A 16,851-nucleotide genomic window follows, 5' to 3' on the forward strand; every position below is an offset into this window, starting at 1 on the left:
GCTCACGTGCGGATGCTCGTCAGCCTTTCGAGCGCTTCGCGGTACTTGGCTGCGGTGTTGGCGATGACTTCTGCGGGCAGGCGCGGCGGGGGCGGGGTTTTGTTCCACGGTTTGCCATCGACCTGCGCGCTTTCCAACCAGTCGCGCAGGTATTGCTTGTCGAAGCTCGGCGGCGTCTCGCCGGGAACGTAGCCTTTGACCGGCCAGTAGCGCGAGGAATCCGGGGTGAGCACCTCATCCATCAGCACGAGGTGGTCGTCTGCGTCGAGGCCGAATTCGAACTTGGTGTCGGCCAGCAGGATCCCTGCACCCAGGGCGATGTCGCTGGCGGCGCGGTACAGCGCGATGCTGAGGTTGCGGATCTGTAGTGCCCGTTCCTCTCCCAGCATCTCGACGGTGCGTTCGTAGGTGATGTTCTCGTCATGCGCGCCGAGCGCAGCCTTGGTGGTGGGGGTATAGAGGGGTTCGGGCAGGCGGCTGGCGTGGGCCAGCCCTTCGGGCAGGGGGATGCCGCACACGCTGCGCCGCGTCAGGTATTCCCGTGCGCCGCTGCCGGCCAGGAAGCCGCGAACGACGGCCTCGACCGGGATGGGCCGCAGCTTGCGAACGAGCATCGCGCGTCCTTCCACTTGCCAGGCTTCATCGGGGTCGACGACCGATGCGGGGTCGTCGTCGAGCAGGTGGTGGGCGCAGAGGTTGCGTCCCTTGGGGCCGAGCAGGTCAAACCAGAACCGGGACATTTGCGTCAGCAGCACGCCTTTGCCGGGGATGGGCTGATCCATCACCACATCGAAAGCGCTGACGCGGTCGGTGGCGATCATCAGGATGCGGTCGTCGCCTACTGCGTAGTTATCACGCACCTTGCCCCGGCCGAGCAGGGGTAAGGATCGTATGGTGGAGCTATGCAGGGTAGGAGGGGGAGGAGTCATGGGGTACCTTAGTGCCTTCAGGAGGCGTGGACGAGAAAAAGGGAAATCGGTGGGAACGCCAGCAGCAGGGCGATGCGGACGAAATCAGAACCCAGGAACGGTAGCACGCCCCGGAACACCTGGCCCTGGGAAACATCCCCGGCGATGCGCTGGATCAGGTAAATGTTCAGCCCCATCGGGGGATGGATCAGCCCGATTTCGACGACTGTCAGCGTCAGGATGCCGAACCACAGGCCCAGGTCTGCGCGGTCGATGCCGGGAATATCCAGCCCCAGCACGATGGGGGCAAAGATCGGGACGGTCAGCACGACCATTGCGATGCTGTCCATCAGGCAGCCTAGCAACAGGTAGACCAGCAGAATTCCTACGACCACCGTCATCGGATTTGGGGAGGCTTCGCGCACCAGGTCGGCAAGGACGGCAGGCAATTGGGACAAGGCCAGCGCCGTATTGAGCATGTCCGCCCCCAACAGCACCAGAAAAATCATTGCCGTGGCTTGCGCCATGCCGAGCAGGGAATGCACCAGTTCCTTCCATCGCATTCGGCCCGCCCGCAGCGCCAAGGCTGCGCAGGCGAGGGCGCCGATCGCTGCGGCCTCGGTAGGGTTGGCCCACCCGCCGTAGATGCCGACGATCACGACGGCGAACACCAGCAATACCGGCACGACGCCGGGCAGGGCGCTGCGCCAGGGCACCTGCTCCGTCATCTCGACACTCGGTGCGCAACCGGGCCGCAGTCGAACGAGGAGGTGGATGACGAGCACATATCCCAGCACAGCCAATGCCCCGGGCAACAGGGCTGCGACGAAGAGCTTGCCCACCGATTCCTCGGTCAGGATGGCGTACAGCAGCAGGGGAATCGACGGGGGAATCAGAATGCCCAGCGTTCCCCCTGCGGCCAGGCACCCGGTGGCGAGAGAAGGGGAGTACCCCAGCTTGCGCAATTCCGGCAGGATGGCGTGCCCCATCGTCGCAGCAGTGGCGACCGAGGAACCGCAGATCGCGCCAAACCCCGCGCAAGCGCCAATCGACGCCATGGCCATCCCGCCGCGCAAGCGGCCGACGAGCGCGTGCATGAACCGGAATAGCGCGGTGCTGAGTCCCCCTTGCGTGGCGAACTGCCCCATCAATAGGAACAGCGGGATGGCAGCCAAGTCGTAGTTGGATAGGCGTGCATAGGGAAGGTGCTTGAGGTGCTGCAACCACACTTCCCACCCCGATAGCACACAGGTACCCGCCGCGCCGACGGCGAACATGGCGATGCCAATGGGAACGCGGGCCACCAGCAGCACGAGTAGCGCAAGAAACAGCGTGGCGCCCAGGGCCAAGGGGCTTATCGCTTGCATACCTGTTGCCAGTGCCCAGCGGCGCGATGCAGCCCACACACTCCCATCAGTACGAACCCGGGAACCAGCAGCATCTGTGGAATCCATAGCGGACAACCCAGCACCATGCTGGTTTCCCCAGCCTCGTATAGCCCCCAGGCACCGACCGCGACGCGCCAGCCCACGAGGGCGCCAAAGGCTGCGATGCCCAGTGATGCCACGGTGTCGAGCCAGTGCATGCACCCGGCGCGCCAACGCCGGGGCACGATGTCGATCTTCAGATCCGCGCCACGCAACGTGCAGTAGGGAAAGAACCAAGAAGCAGCCACCGCCGCGCCCATTTGCACCAGTTCGATATCGCCCGGGATGGGGGCTGCGGCCAGTTTTCTGCCGACGACGCTGACGACGCTCAGCACCGCCAGCGCCAGAAACCCCAGCGCGCCGAGCAGCGCCAACGCTCGCGCAGCCTGGGGGATGGCGTCGAAGGAGGGGGAAAGGTCGGTGTGCATACGGCAATCATGCCTGGCGGGAAAGCAATGCGTCGAGGGGATGCGCAGTGCTGATGTCGAGGGTGTAGGAGCGACGGAAGTCGCAATAGGGAACGGGACTACGCTGCCGACAAGGGCCGCAGCAGCTCTGCCAAATCGCCTTCGGTAAACAACGGCTGCTTGCGCTCTTGGGCATCGCTGTACATCCCCTGCGCCAGCGCGGCTTTGCGCTCTTGCAAGGCCAGGATGCGTTCCTCAATCGTCCCTTGCGCGACGAGCTTGAGCACCCACACGCTTTGGGTTTGGCCGATGCGGTGCGCACGGTCCGTCGCCTGGTTTTCGACAGCGGGGTTCCACCAGGGGTCGTAGTGGATTACCGTGTCCGCCTGCGGCAGATTCAGCCCCACGCCACCGGCCTTGAGGCTAATGAGGAACAGGGGCACTTCTCCGTCGGTGAACTGGGCAATCACCTCGTCGCGCTTGCGCGTCTGCCCGGTCAGCTTGGCCCAGCGCAGATTGCGTTGCGCCAGCTCGACCTCGATCAGCGAGAGCATGCTGGTGAACTGCGAAAACAGCAGCACGCGCCGTCCTTCGGCCAGCATTTCCGGCAGCGTGTCCATCAAGTATTCGAGCTTGGCGGACTGGTGAATTTTGCGCGCGGCTTCAAGCTGGAGCAGTTGCGGGTGGCAGCACACCTGCCGGAGCTTGAGCAGCGCGTCAAGAATCGTGATTTGCGACTGCGCCAGCCCCTTGTTTTGCAGGGCCTCGCGGACGATTTTTTCCATGCCGAGGCGAATCGTCTCGTACAGGTCCGCCTGCTTGCCCGAGAGTTCGATGCGGCTGATCGTTTCGACCTTCGGCGGCAGTTCGCTGGCGACGATATCTTTGGTGCGCCGCAGGATGAAGGGCGTGACCCGTGCGCGCAACTGGCGCATCGTGGCGGTATCGCCCTGTTTTTCGATGGGGTTGCGAAACAGCTCGGTGAAGCGCTTGTGGCTGCCCAGAAAACCCGGCATCAGAAAGTGGAACAGGCTCCATATCTCACCGAGATGGTTTTCCATCGGGGTGCCCGAAAGGCAGACGCGGTGCGTGGCGGGGAGTTCACTGGCCACCTGCGCGGCGTGCGTGTTGGCGTTTTTGATGTTCTGCGCTTCGTCGAGGATCACCAGATGCCAGCGGGCTTGGAGCCAGCGGTCACGGTCGCGGTGCAGCAGCGAGTAGGGTGCGATGACGACGTCGTGGTCGGTCATGCATTCCGCCAATTCGTGCCGATCCTTGCCATGCATCACGATGGGGCGCAATTCCGGGCAGAACCGCTCGCATTCGCGCCTCCAGTTGCCCATCAGGCTGACGGGGGCGATGATGAGCGCGGGGTGTTCCAGCCGACCGGCGTTTTTTTCGATTTGGATGTGGACGAGCGCTTGCAGGGTTTTGCCCAGGCCCATGTCGTCGGCCAGGATGCCAGCCAGCCCGTGTTCGCGCAGAAATTGCAGCCAGTCCACGCCAAGGCGCTGGTAGGGGCGCAATTCCGCGACGACGTTGGCGGGCATATCCATCGACGGTAGGGTCGAGCATCCCCGGAGCTGTTGCACCATGTCTTGCAGATGGTTGGCGCCTTCCCACACGGCGCCGACGCCCAACGCCGCAGTGGTGCGCAGCGCGGCATAGCGCGAAAGGCGCAGGCTCTCGTGCGAGAAATCGTGCCCATGCTCGCCGAAGAGGTCAAGGAGCGCGCCGATCCATGGGCGGATGTCTTGTGTGGGGATGCGCAGGAATTGCATCTGTTCCGTGGTGGTCAGATACAGATACGGTGGCAGGGTGGGCAATCCCGATTCCGGGTCGCGGGGGTTTTTGGCGGCCTCGGCCAGCAGGTGAGGAACCCACGGCAGGATGTTGTGGCGAACGCCGTCCACTTCGACACCCAGCGACAAGTCGAACCACGAGGATGTGCGCTCGTCGTCGCCTTCGGGGGCCAAGGCCACGTGCAGCGTATCGGCGTGGCGTACCCAGTCGCGCAGTTCTTCGCCGACTTCGATATCGAAGCCTGCTTCGCGCAGCGCTGCGTAGTCGCTATCCGCCCATCCGGGCCACACGGACTGCGAGGCAGGGGGTGCCACGACGAAGACATTGTGGGAAGCACTGGACAAGGCGGTGAAACCCAAGGCCAGGAGCTTGTCGATGCTCTCCACTTCCGCCTGGGTTTCCCGGTACAACAGCACGCTGCCTTCGGGGCCTTCGACCATGACGCTGGAGCCTTGGCCCGTCCACCATCCCCGGTGCCCGGCGTAGTCGAAAGTCAAGGTAGCCTGCGCCAGCCCTTTGTAGGGGGTGTCCATAGCAGGAACCCGTTGCAGGTGCAGCAGCGCACGCGGCTGCACGCCAGCCACGGTAGGCGGTCGGGGGATGGCAGGGGGCAGCGGCAGGGTTCCGAGCAGGCGCATCAGCTCCAGAGGCGGCGCCTGGAGCGTTTCCGTGGGGATGGGCGGCGCTTGCAGCAAGGCGGCAAAGCGCGAGACTTCCATGCCTTGCAGATCAAGCGGGCCGCATACCCCCAGCGTGGGCTGGCAGTACAGCGGGGGTTGGGTGGGGACGAACAACTCTCCGGGATGGTCGTGCTCGGGGTACAGCGTCCACAAGCCTCCCTCGAAAGAGTCGCTGGGGTCGTTGCGCCATGCCCAGCGCACGGGTTGGGGTTCTCCCCAGGTGACGGGGAGAACCGGCTGGCCTTGGGTGTCCTGCGTGTAGATACGCCCTGTCTGCAAGGCCATTTGCAGGGCTTGCATTCCCCACCGGCCTTCGATGATTGCGGAGGTGTGGGTGTCGTAGGGGCTGTAGCCGCTGTAGTAGTAATGGGTATAGGCCGTGGGGGCTTTTTTGGATGGCAGGGTTTGCAACATACGCATGATGTCGCGGTCTTCCTCGGTACACAGCAGGTCGGTGCCGACGCCGGAGACCAGATGCACCCCTACGCGCTTGACCTTGGTCCACCCATCGCTGGACACTTTGCGGCGGCATTGAACGACGTCGAGGTACAGCTTGGGAATGTCGTTTTTGGCCAGTTCCCACCCCAGCAGGTACAGCAATTGGTTCGCAGAACGCGAGGCTGCGGGGGCTGATGCCGACGTAGAGCGTGGGGTCGAAACCGGTGTGAACAGTTCCTGTGTGTGCAGCCATTGGGTGAGTTGCAGGCGCGTGCGCTCGCGTTCGGCTTCGAGCTTGGCGGCATGGGCTTTGGCAGCGGCTTCAGCGGGGGATACGGTGGCAGACACGGAGGCTGTACCCAATTGCTGCATCACCCAAGCCGTACCCCGATAAGCCACTTTGAGGAGTAGTGCTGCGGCATGGGCGCAATAGTGTTTACGGCAGCCGCAGGTTCCTATCCAGTGGATGACCGTGCCTTCTCCGCCACGAATCAAGTTGACAGTGGGATGGAAGAGTTGGTGCTTTTCGGGTCCCCGCAGTTCCCCCTTGATCAGCCAGTCTTCCCCGAGTTGCTCCACGCTCACGTCTGTGACGTATTGCTTGAGGTAGAAATCGTTGGCCAGATGGAATACGCCCAGCCTGCACGACTTTTCCAGCGAGCGCAAGTTGAGCCAAGGCGTTGTCGTAGTCGGATGGGGCAGCATGGATGCGGTAGGAGAGGCTAGCTATGGTCACAGCCGGGCAGCACTTGCCGGGCTTGCGCGTCGGCGTGGTAGCTCGAACGCACCATCGGCCCGACGGCGGCATGGTCGAAGCCCAGTTCGTAGGCACGGGCTTCGAGCGCACGGAAGGTGTCCGGGTGGACGTAGCGCTGGACGGGCAAATGGTCTTTGGATGGGGCAAGGTATTGGCCGATGGTGAGCATGCGCACGCCATGCGCCCGCAAATCCTGCATCGTTTGCATCACTTCCTCGTCCGTTTCCCCCAGCCCCAGCATCAGGCCGCTCTTGGTCGGCACATCGGGGTAGCGGCGCCCAAAGTCTTGCAACAGGCGCAGGCTGTGTTCGTAGCGGGCGCCGGGGCGCACTTCGCGGTACAGGCGGGGGACGGTTTCGAGGTTGTGGTTCATCACATCGGGCAATGCCATACCCAGGATGGCCAGCGCATCGCTTTCCTTGCCGCGAAAGTCCGGGGTCAGGATTTCGACGCGCGTTGCCGGGCAGGTTTGGCGCAGCGCCTTGATGCATGTGACAAAGTGGCCCGCGCCGGCATCGGGCAGGTCGTCGCGGTTGACGCTGGTGACGACGACATACCCCAGCCGCAGGCGCACCACGGCATCTGCCAACTGTTGGGGTTCTTCGGGGTCCGGGGGCTGGGGCCTGCCGTGGCCCACGTCGCAAAAAGGGCAGCGGCGGGTGCATACCTTGCCGAGGATCAGGAACGCCGCAGTGCCCAGCCCAAAGCATTCCCCCATGTTGGGGCAGCTTGCCTGTTCGCAGACGGTCTGGAGCCGATTCGTGCGCAGCAGGTTTTTGACTTCGAGGTACTGGGTGCGCGCGCCGCCGGCCTGGACGCGAATCCACGCAGGCTTGGGCAGCACAGTCCGCTGGGGCGGTGCAGAAGACTCGGTGCTCATGAAGACCCGGAGATGCGCGCCGCGCGGGGGGAGGAAGAGGGGGGGAGAAAACCTGGTTGCAGAACGCAAACCAAGTGGTGCGATAGTGCTTCGGCGACGTCCCGCCAAGCCGCAAAAACATGCATTGTAGAAAGATCGACCGTTGCCAGCCCTGCATATCCGCAGGGGTTGATGCGCGAAAACGGCTCCAAATCCATCGCCACATTGAGCGCTATGCCGTGGTACGCACAGTGCCGGGATACCTTCACCCCCAGCGCGCCGATTTTGGCTAGGCCAGTCCATACGGGGCGCGTGGAGGGGGCGCTTTCCCCTTCCTCGGCGGGGGAGGGGCAGGGGTGAGGGCTTGGCCATTCCACATAGATCCCCGGCGCGCCCGCCACGCGCAACCCGGCAACGCCAAAGTCGCTCAGCGTGCGTAGCAGCGCTTCTTCCAGCCGGGTGACGTATTCGCGGACAGGGCAGCCGATGCGCCGCACATCGACCAGCGGGTATGCAACGACCTGCCCAGGGCCGTGGTACGTGACCTGCCCTCCCCGATCCGTCTGCACCACGGGGATGTCCCCCGGGCAGAGCAGGTGCTGGCTGCGCCCCGCCACCCCTTGGGTGTAGACGGGAGGGTGTTCGCAGAGCCAAAGCTGGTCGCGTGCGTCTTCCGGCGCGGGCTGCGTGCGTTGGGCCGTGTAGTCCTGCATCGCGCGGTAGGTGCGGAGATAGTCCACCCTGCCCCAATCGACGATGGCGAAGGAATGGGACGAAGAGGCGGGATCAGGACTGTGCATCGGCGCAATCCTGCTGCAAGGGGCCAAGGTCGATCCACGCCTGCAACCCACCCTGGGGCCGCGCTTCCAGCCAGACTGTCCAGCCATGGATACGCGCCAGCTCGCGAACGATTGCCAGCCCCAGCCCGGAACCGCCTGTCGCGGCGCTGCGAGAGGCCTCGATGCGGAAAAAAGGCGCGAAAACGGTGTCGAGCAACGCGGGGTCGATGCCTGGGCCACGGTCTGCGACGCCCATGCGCAGATGGCCTTCTTGCAAACGGGCTTCGAGATCGATGGGGGAGCCAGGTGCATAGCGCAGTGCGTTGTGTACCAGGTTGCCGAGCGCGCGCGACAGCGCAGTGCGGGCGATGCAGGCGTGCAGCGCAGAGGGAGCCTGCACCCGGATGTGACACCCATCGTTCCTGCCAGGCTGCGATGGGCCAGGGGCCGCAAAACCCGCATCGCGTGCCAGGTCGGCCAAAAACTCTGCCACATCGACGCGCACGGCAGGCTCGTTCGTCAGCCCGCGTGCGAGGGCCAGGACGTTCTGCAGCAAGGCATCGATATGCTCAATGTCGCGGTCGATGCGGTCGATCAGCGCGGGGGCTGGCTGTTCGCGGAGCATTTCGAGCGCAAGCCGCATCCGTGCTAGCGGAGTGCGCAGATCGTGCGAGACGCCGGCAAACAAGGTGGTGCGCGCCGCAAGCAGCTCCTGCACCTGGGTAGACATGGCGTGGAAGCGGCGGATGACCGCGACCATTTCGCGCGGGCCGTCTTCGGGCAGGAGGACGGGGGCCTTGCCTTGGCCAATGTCCGCAGTGGCGGCTTCGAGCCGTGCCAGCGGGCGCGTCAGCCATGCCGATAGCCACACTGCCGTGGCTACCGCAGAGGCCAGGGCGCAAAGCATGGCCAGGGCGAGGGCCGTCCAGGGGCGCGTCGTGATTCGGTGGTGCGAAACACCGACGGCCAAGCCTGCTTCTCCGACGGGAATCCGCACCCAGTACCACGTTCCGGATTCGAGATGTTCGGCAACGAGTTGGACGGGCTGCCCGCAACGCTTGGACAGCGCTTGCTCCAGCGCGACGAAGAACGCCGACGCGGCAAGGGGCGCGGAGGGCGCAAGGCGGTCGGGGGCGTCGGTGCGCAGCGCCAGCGCGTGGCTGCGCAGCAGCTCTTCTTCAAAGGCCGGGCGCGTCGGGGGCGGCAGTTCCGCCCAGGTCTGCGCCGACAGCACCATCAGCGCGGCCAAGTCATCGGCGGCACTGTGTTCGAGCGGGCGCAGCACCCACAGCACGAACAGGGCAACCGTCACCCCTTCGACGATCAGAAAAGCCACGGACAGCGACCATAGGTGCTGCCGTAGCAGGCTGACTGGGGGGCGGGTCACTGTGGTTGCGGGGGGTCACCCCTCGTTGCCCTGCGGATGAAAGAGATAGCCTTCACCACGCACCGTGCGGATGTATGCCGGGTTGGCGGGGTCGTCTTCGATACGGCGGCGTAGGCGGGTGACGCGGTTGTCGATGCTGCGGTCCATCGGGTCGCGGTCGAAGCCCCGGAGCTGGTCAACGAGCACATCGCGCGTGAGTACCCGGTTGGGGCGGGTGATGAAGATTTCCAGCAACTGGTATTCGGCGGTGGTCAGCGGGATCTCGGCGCCATCGCGCCAGAGCCGGTGGCTGGCCATGTCCAGCTCGAAGGGGCCGAAACGCTTGCGTTCCGAAGTAGGCTGCGGGCCTTGGCTGCGCCGAAGCAGAGCGCGCAGGCGGGCAAGCAGCTCCCTGGGCGCACAGGGTTTGGGGAGGTAGTCGTCCGCGCCGACTTCGAGCCCGACGATGCGGTCGAGTTCCTCACCGCGTGCGGAAAGCATCAGGATGGGCATCGCCGACGTCGCACGCACGGCGCGCACCAGGGAGAGGCCGTCTTCCCCGGGCAGCATCAGGTCGAGAACGATCGCGTCGATCCCCCCTTCGGCCAGCACCGCGCGCATCGCCACCCCGTCCCCCACGCCGATGACGGCAAAGCCGTTCGCGCCCAGGTAAGAAGCCAACAGCTCGCGCAGGCCGGGGTCGTCGTCGACGACCAAGATGCGTGCGGATGGCGCGGGGGTCATTCCGCTGCGGAACGGTTTCGGCGTGCGCGGACGGCGTCGGAGAGCAGCTCGATCACACGGGTGGAATCTTCCCACCCCAGGCAGCCGTCCGTGATGCTCTTGCCATATTCGAGCGCTTCGACCTTGTCGCGGCCTGGGGTGAACTTTTGGGCGCCGGCGAGGAGGTGGCTTTCGACCATCACGCCAAAGATGTTGCGTGAACCGGCGGCGATTTGCGCAGCCAGGTTTTGGGCTACGTCCACCTGCCGTGCAGGCTGCTTGGCGCTGTTGGCGTGGCTGCAATCGACCATCACCCGGGGGGAAAGCCCAGCGTGTTCCAGATCCGCGCAGGCTTGCGCGACGCTGGCGGCGTCGTAATTCGGTTCCTTGCCGCCGCGCAGGATCGCGTGGCAGTCCTTGTTGCCCTTGGTTTGCACGATGGCGACTTGCCCATTTTTGTGGACGGACAGAAAGTGGTGCGCCCCGGCTGCGGCGTGGATGGCGTCCGTCGCGATGCGCACGTTGCCGTCGGTGCCGTTCTTGAACCCGATCGGCGCCGATAGGCCCGAGGCTAGTTCGCGATGCACCTGGCTTTCGGTTGTTCGTGCGCCGATGGCGCCCCAGGCGATGAGATCGCCGAGGTACTGTGGGGAAATGACGTCAAGAAATTCGCTCGCTGCGGGAACGCCGAGGCGGCTGATGTCGATCAGCAACTGTCGGGCGATGCGCAGGCCCTCGTCGATGCGGAAGGATTCGTCGAGGTAGGGGTCGTTGATCAACCCCTTCCATCCCACAGTGGTGCGGGGTTTTTCAAAGTAGACGCGCATGACGATTTCCAGCGTCTGCGCATGGCGCTTGCGCTCTTCCAGCAGCTTGCGGGCGTACTCCAACGCTGCGGCGGGGTCGTGGATCGAACACGGGCCGATGACGAGGAGCAGCCGGTCATCCTGCTGCGCCATGATGTTGCGGATGTGGTGGCGCGTGGCGGAAATCATCCGCTCGGTGGCCGTCCCCCGGATGGGGAAGAATCGGATCAGGTGCTCCGGCGGGGGCAGAACAGCAATCTCCTTGATGCGTTCGTTGTCGGTCTGGCCGGTGCGGTCGTTGGGGTGGGAAGGCATGGGCGGGTATGGAAGCAGAGGAACAGGAAAGAGGGATAAACAAAAAACCGCAGTGGTCCCGGTAGTGTGGACAGTTACCGGAGTGGGAATAAGCATCAAGAAGCATCAAGCCGATGCTATAGAGATGGCCTGCGGATGGGAAAAGTGTAGTGGGGTGCATGGGTTTGCCCAGCAGGGACAATGTTGCGCAAGTCCCTGTTCTTTGTTTATGAACCAGTCTGGAGCGTCTGGAATGTTCAAGCAGTTGTCGGTGCGGTTGCGCCTGGGGTTTTTGGTCGCTTTGATGATGTGCCTGATGGGGGTGATTGCCTTGTTGGGCATGAAAGGCGTGGGGCGGTTGGTGGAGCAAAGCCTGGTCACGTACAGCGACAACATCGTTCCCAAAGGGCAGCTTGATGCGGTGCGTGCCCACTACGGCGAGATTCGGGCGCAGATGCTGCTGGGTTTTCAGCATGCGCCCGACAACCCGTTTTTGTCCATGCATGACCACCCGGCAAACATGCACACCCAATCCGTGCAAGACCACTTGACCGCCATCGAGTCGGTGTGGTCGCAGTTCGCAGCTCGCAAGATCACGGATGCCGAAGAGCTGGCCCTGGTTGCCGAAGTCAAAACGACCCGCGCCACGCTGGCGAAAGACGGCATCCAACCCGGTTTGGAGGCGCTTGTGCGGGGCGATTACCGGACTGCCAACATGGTGTTGCTGACCAAAATCAACCCACTGCAACGGCAATTCGACAAAGCAGTCGCCGCGCTGGCCGAACACTTTGAGCAAGAGTCCACAGCCCGCAACGCTGAGGCGGTGAGCCTGCACCAAACATCCACCAACGCCATCACGGGGGCCATGTTGGCCGCGTTGGTGCTCTCCATCGGCTTGGCTTGGATGCTTGTGCGCAGCCTGATGGCCGATTTGGGCGGCGAGCCTACCGTGGCGCGGAGTGCGGTGGCGCGCATCGCCCAGGGCGACCTGACGGTTCGGATCGACCTGCGCCCGCGCGACACCTCCAGCCTGTTGTTTGCCATGAAGAAGATGACCGAGAGCTTGAAGCAGGTGGTTTCGGACGTCAACGCAGGCGCTCACGCGTTGGCCAGTGCGTCCGAAGAAGTCAGCGCCACAGCGCAGTCCCTGAGTCAGGCCGCCAGCGAGCAGGCGGCAGGCGTGGAGCAGACCAGCGCCAGCGTCGAGCAAATGACAGCGAGCATCGCCCACAACACCGACAACGCCAAAGTGACCGATGGCATGGCCAGCAAAGCTGCGGCGGATGCGGTGCAAGGCGGTGATGCGGTCACGTCCACAGTGGCTGCCATGAAGCAAATTGCGCAGAAGATCAGCATCATTGACGATATTGCCGCGCAGACCAATCTGTTGGCGCTCAACGCTGCCATCGAGGCCGCCCGCGCCGGCGAACACGGCAAAGGTTTTGCGGTGGTGGCCGCAGCAGTGCGCAAATTGGCGGAGCGCAGCCAATGTGCCGCGCAAGAAATAGGCGAAGTGGCCGGTAGCAGTGTGGCGCTGGCCGAGACAGCCGGCAAGCTGCTTGATGAGATCGTGCCCAACATTCGCAAAACCAGCGATCTGGTGCAAGAAATCACCGCCGCCAGCACCGAACAAAGCAGTGGGGTGAGTCAGATCAATCAAGCGGTCAACCAACTCAACACCATCACCCAGCAAAACGCCAGTTGTGCGGAAGAATTGGCGGCCACCGCTGAGGAAATGAGCAGTCAGGCCGAACTGTTGCAGCAAACCATGACTTTTTTCAAGACATGAGCTGTGATGAATCTGGCCTTCAGGCTAGCTAGGGTCCACTTTACATACCACTCCTCCCATGCGTGTATTGACCTACAAAGACCTGGATTTGCGGAAGGTGAAGGCGGCGTTTGCCAAGGTGCGGGCGTACCTGGAGGCCGACGACTTTCGATCCGCAGACGTCAAAAAACTCGCGCCAGGCAAGTTCTGGCGCGCCAAGCTTGGCCGTAGCGACCGCCTGCTATTGCAGTTCGCACGCTGCGGGGGGCAGACGGTGTGCCTGGTGCTCGAAGTCATTGAGAACCATGCCTACGAAAAATCGCGGTTCTTGCGGGGTATCCCTGTCGATGAATCGAAGATCGAGGCGGAACCGGTGGGCGCCCCGGAGCAGGAAGATCACGCAGTGCTAGAAGCGGCCGCCCTGCGCTGGCTGCATCCCACGCGCAGCGAGTTCGAGCTGCTGGACCGCCCCATCGTCTTCGACGACGCGCAGGAAGCTGTGCGGCGGCTCGTTCCGCCCGTTGTCGTCGTGGGGTCTGCGGGGTCGGGCAAGACGGCGGTGACGCTGGCCAAGATGCGCGAGGCCACGGGCGGGGTGCTGTACGTCACCCACTCCGCGTACCTGGCGCAGTCCGCTCGGGCGATTTATGAGGCGCATGGCTTCGAGAACCCGCACCAAGAGGCATCCTTTCTGAGCTACCGCGAGTTCGTCGAAACACTGCGCGTGCCCAAGGGGCGGGAAGTGACGTACCCCGCTTTTGCAGGGTGGTTCGAGCGGCACCGCGCTGCGGCGCGTTCCAGCCTGGGGGAGGTGGACGCCCATGCGCTGTACGAGGAATTTCGCGGGGTGATCGGCGCCAGCGCGGCAGGGCCGCTGGATTTGCCCACCTACCTTGCGCTGGGGGCACGGCAATCGCTGTTCGCAGAGCAGGCGCGCACGGCGGCGCATGCCTTGTTCGAGCGTTATCGTCAGTGGCTGCGCGATACAGGGCTGTTCGACCTCAACCTGGTGGCGCAGGAATGGCGGGCGCTGGCGACGCCGACATACGATTTCGTCGTCATCGACGAGGTGCAGGATCTGACCAACGTCCAACTCGCACTGGTGTTGGCTACGCTCAAAACGCCGGGGCAGTTTTTGCTGTGTGGGGACTCGAACCAGATCGTCCACCCGAATTTCTTTTCCTGGGCGGCGGTGCGCAGCCTGTTCTGGCACGGCGTGGTCGGCATGGACAGCCAGCGCCAGGAGCTATCCGTTTTGCAGGCGAACTTTCGCAATACGCGAACGGTGACGGAGCTAGCCAACGCGCTGCTCAAGATCAAGCAGGCGCGCTTCGGGTCGATCGACAAGGAAAGCAATTTCCTCGTTGAGTGCGCGTCGATGGAGGAAGGTTCCGCGCAGTTGCTCGACGTGCGATCCGCCGGGGTCAAAGAGCTGAACACGCGCACCCGCACTTCGGCGCAGTACGCAGTGGTGGTGCTGCGGGATGAAGACAAGCCCCGCGCCAGGGAATACTTTTCCACCCCGCTGGTGTTTGCCGTACACGAAGCCAAAGGGCTGGAATACCCCCACGTGATTCTGTTCGAGCTGATTTCCGGCCAGCGCGCCGCATATACCGAGGTATGTGAGGGGGTGCGCCCGGAAGATTTGGATGTGCAGACGCTGGCCTACAACCGTGCGCGGGACAAGGCGGACAAGTCACTGGAAATCTACAAGTTCTACGTCAACGCGCTATACGTGGCCATCACGCGCGCGGTGCAAAGCCTGGTGCTGGTCGAATCGGATTTGCGCCACCCCTTGTTCGCTTTACTGGGGTTGCAGGCGGGCACTGCGCCCCTCAGCGCCCCGGTGGCCCGTGCTTCCACCCGCGAAGAATGGGCGCAGGAGGCGCGCAAGCTCGCGTTGCAGGGCAAGGTGGAACAGGCGCAGGCGATTCAAGACACCTTTCTGCGATCGCAAGAAGTGCCGTGGAAGCCCTGGACGCAAACGCTGGTGCAGGAGCTATTGCCCAAGGTGTTGAACCCGGCGGACCCTTCCAACAAGGTTCGGCAAATGGTGTACGACTACGCGCTGTGGCATGGTCAACACATGTGGATTCGCCGCTTGTACAAAGAAGCGCACTTTGCCCCTGCGCAGCCGATATGGCAGGCGTGGGAAGCATTTGGTCGTAATACGTCTGCCCCGCAGGTGCAGACGCTGCGCAAGCGGCACTTGCAGCCCTATACCGCCCACAACTTCAAAGACATCTTGCGCCAGTGCGACCAGTACGGCGTGGACCACAAGACGGTGGTGGGTGCCACGCCGCTGGCGATGGCCGTGTTGGCGGGCAATCTGCCCTTGGTTGATGCGCTGCTGGAGCGCGGCGCGAACCCTGCGTTGCGCAACGAATTCGGCCACACCCCCTGGATGGAAGCGCTGTGCCAAGCGATGGACGATTTGCAGTACGCCAAGCAATCCCTAGGCCTGCTGTTCGACCGCATTGCGCCCCCGGTGCTGGACGTGCAGACCGACGAGCGCTACCACCCCCTGCACCACGCCCAAGCCGAATACTGGGTGCTAAGCCTGATGTTGGCCGGGTTCAAAACCCTGTGCAGCGATGCGATGGGCAGGCGGGACTATCCCTACTACAAGTACGCACAGGGTTTCTTCGCTGCCCTCTTTGCCAAGGTGTTCGACACCCTGCCGCTGCATATATGGCAAGCCCGCCGCCGCAAGGGGACGTACATCAACGCAGTACTCGCCCGCGCAGAGCGGGACAGCACCTATATCCCCGCACGCAAGCTCTGGGTACGCACCCAGGTGGGGCACTACCTCCCCAACCCCGAGATGCAACTCCGCTGGCATGACGGCACCACGCAGGAACCGGTGTGGAAGGCGGTGATGGAGGTGCTCGGTGCGGAATGGGTGTCGGAGGGGACGAAGGGGCGGTTGTTGTCGTGAGGAGGGGGGGCATCGACATCTTCGTACCTTGTCGGTTTTTTGTAGGAGCGACGGAAGTTGCGATGGTTTCCGACGGCGGAATCGATGTGATGTACGCATACCGTAGCCCAGCGGAAAAGGACGAGGGTCTAGCGAATTGGGCCGTTACTCTGTGTGGTACCACGGTTCACTCTTTTGTCGGATAGACCAGTGCAAAGATTTGTCTTTGCCGTTGTAGTCGGCAGAGATACGTTGCATCCAGCCGTTATCTCCTGTTCGGTGGAACCATGCTTGTTGGCTGGGAATGATCCGTACTGGCAGTGTTGGCTTTTGGGTGAGGAGGCGCCGGAAGATTTGGGCGCCGGTGATATTGGTGACACCTCCATCTGTCTTGCGTTGCTGCACATTGCGCAGGGCTGCGGTCAGTGCCTGCTCTACACAGGGATGGCCCGGCGCGGCGGCGAGAAAAGCATTGCAGAGTTTGCCCGCTGCGTTATCGATGGTAGGTGGATGCTCCGCGATGATGGCTGCTTCTTCGCAGCGAAGCGAATCCAGAAAAGGCTGCATCGGCCGGTTTTTGACGTCGCAGTAGAACCCACCGATGTGGTGCAGGATGGCCAGCCTGGCAAGGTCCGATTTCATTGCCTCGAAGCGGCATGCATCAATGGCGGATAAGACATCGTCGCCGAGAAAGGCAGTGCGCAGCATGGAATCGTTCCAGACGATCGCCTCAAAGTCAGGGTGGTATGCACGCCAAAGCTCAATGAGGTCTTGCACCTCCCCGGGCAGGGTGCCTGTGGTGGTTCCTGTCGGGGAAAACCATACGAAATGAAGAATGTTCGGAATAGGCATGGGGAAAACTTCGATGATGCCTAAGAACCTATTCCAGTAGGGGCTGCGCCATCGCATTGCACGCGGC

General features: G+C 63.4%; 12 protein-coding genes. 2 read left to right on the top strand and 10 right to left on the bottom strand.

Features of this window, described 5'->3' with window-relative positions; genetic code table 11:
- Nucleotides 1-2: 2 nt before the first annotated feature.
- From CENROD_RS10675 to CENROD_RS10715, 9 genes are all read right to left on the bottom strand, one after another.
- A complete protein-coding gene (locus tag CENROD_RS10675) occupies nucleotides 3-929 on the bottom strand; it encodes a phosphoribosylaminoimidazolesuccinocarboxamide synthase (RefSeq protein ID WP_022776118.1) in 927 nt (308 codons plus the stop codon).
- 17 nt (nucleotides 930-946) lie between these two features.
- A complete protein-coding gene (locus CENROD_RS10680; RefSeq protein WP_151194622.1) occupies nucleotides 947-2,275 on the bottom strand; it encodes a TRAP transporter large permease subunit in 1,329 nt (442 codons plus the stop codon).
- On the bottom strand, nucleotides 2,263-2,763 hold the full coding sequence (locus CENROD_RS10685; RefSeq protein ID WP_022776125.1) for a TRAP transporter small permease: 501 nt from the start codon (nucleotides 2,761-2,763) through the stop codon (nucleotides 2,263-2,265). The genes CENROD_RS10680 and CENROD_RS10685 overlap by 13 nt, the downstream gene beginning before the upstream one ends.
- A 98-nt stretch (nucleotides 2,764-2,861) precedes the next feature.
- A complete protein-coding gene (locus CENROD_RS10690) occupies nucleotides 2,862-6,368 on the bottom strand; it encodes a DEAD/DEAH box helicase (RefSeq protein WP_022776130.1) in 3,507 nt (1,168 codons plus the stop codon).
- Nucleotides 6,369-6,385: 17 nt separating this feature from the next.
- Nucleotides 6,386-7,300 (bottom strand): lipoyl synthase, encoded by a 915-nt coding sequence (lipA, locus tag CENROD_RS10695; RefSeq protein WP_022776134.1) that lies wholly within the window; start codon nucleotides 7,298-7,300, stop codon nucleotides 6,386-6,388.
- A complete protein-coding gene (gene lipB, locus CENROD_RS10700) occupies nucleotides 7,297-8,079 on the bottom strand; it encodes a lipoyl(octanoyl) transferase LipB (protein WP_022776136.1) in 783 nt (260 codons plus the stop codon). Before lipB ends, lipA begins: the two co-directional genes overlap by 4 nt.
- On the bottom strand, nucleotides 8,066-9,445 hold the full coding sequence (locus CENROD_RS10705) for a sensor histidine kinase (protein WP_022776139.1): 1,380 nt from the start codon (nucleotides 9,443-9,445) through the stop codon (nucleotides 8,066-8,068). The genes lipB and CENROD_RS10705 overlap by 14 nt, the downstream gene beginning before the upstream one ends.
- Before the next feature lie 15 nt (nucleotides 9,446-9,460).
- On the bottom strand, nucleotides 9,461-10,168 hold the full coding sequence (locus tag CENROD_RS10710) for a response regulator (RefSeq protein ID WP_022776142.1): 708 nt from the start codon (nucleotides 10,166-10,168) through the stop codon (nucleotides 9,461-9,463).
- Complete coding sequence (locus CENROD_RS10715; RefSeq protein WP_022776146.1) at nucleotides 10,165-11,268, bottom strand: 3-deoxy-7-phosphoheptulonate synthase; 1,104 nt, start codon at nucleotides 11,266-11,268, stop codon at nucleotides 10,165-10,167. Before CENROD_RS10715 ends, CENROD_RS10710 begins: the two co-directional genes overlap by 4 nt.
- Nucleotides 11,269-11,500: 232 nt before the next feature.
- Between CENROD_RS10715 and CENROD_RS13980 the strand changes: the two genes are divergently transcribed.
- Both CENROD_RS13980 and CENROD_RS10725 read left to right on the top strand, forming a co-directional pair.
- Nucleotides 11,501-13,036 carry a methyl-accepting chemotaxis protein gene (locus tag CENROD_RS13980; protein WP_041194679.1) on the top strand — a complete coding sequence of 512 codons (1,536 nt, stop codon included), beginning with the start codon at nucleotides 11,501-11,503 and terminating at the stop codon, nucleotides 13,034-13,036.
- A 58-nt stretch (nucleotides 13,037-13,094) separates the two neighbouring features.
- The gene (locus tag CENROD_RS10725; protein WP_022776154.1) at nucleotides 13,095-15,953 is read left to right on the top strand and encodes an AAA family ATPase; all 2,859 of its coding nucleotides are present in this window, start codon (nucleotides 13,095-13,097) and stop codon (nucleotides 15,951-15,953) included.
- A 144-nt stretch (nucleotides 15,954-16,097) separates the two neighbouring features.
- Here the strand turns inward: CENROD_RS10725 and CENROD_RS10730 are convergent, their stop codons facing one another.
- The gene (locus CENROD_RS10730) at nucleotides 16,098-16,784 is read right to left on the bottom strand and encodes a glycosyltransferase family 32 protein (protein ID WP_022776158.1); all 687 of its coding nucleotides are present in this window, start codon (nucleotides 16,782-16,784) and stop codon (nucleotides 16,098-16,100) included.
- Nucleotides 16,785-16,851: the final 67 nt, after the last annotated feature.

The sequence above is a fragment of the Candidatus Symbiobacter mobilis CR genome (genome assembly GCF_000477435.1).
GTDB lineage: Bacteria > Pseudomonadota > Gammaproteobacteria > Burkholderiales > Burkholderiaceae_C > Rhodoferax > Rhodoferax mobilis.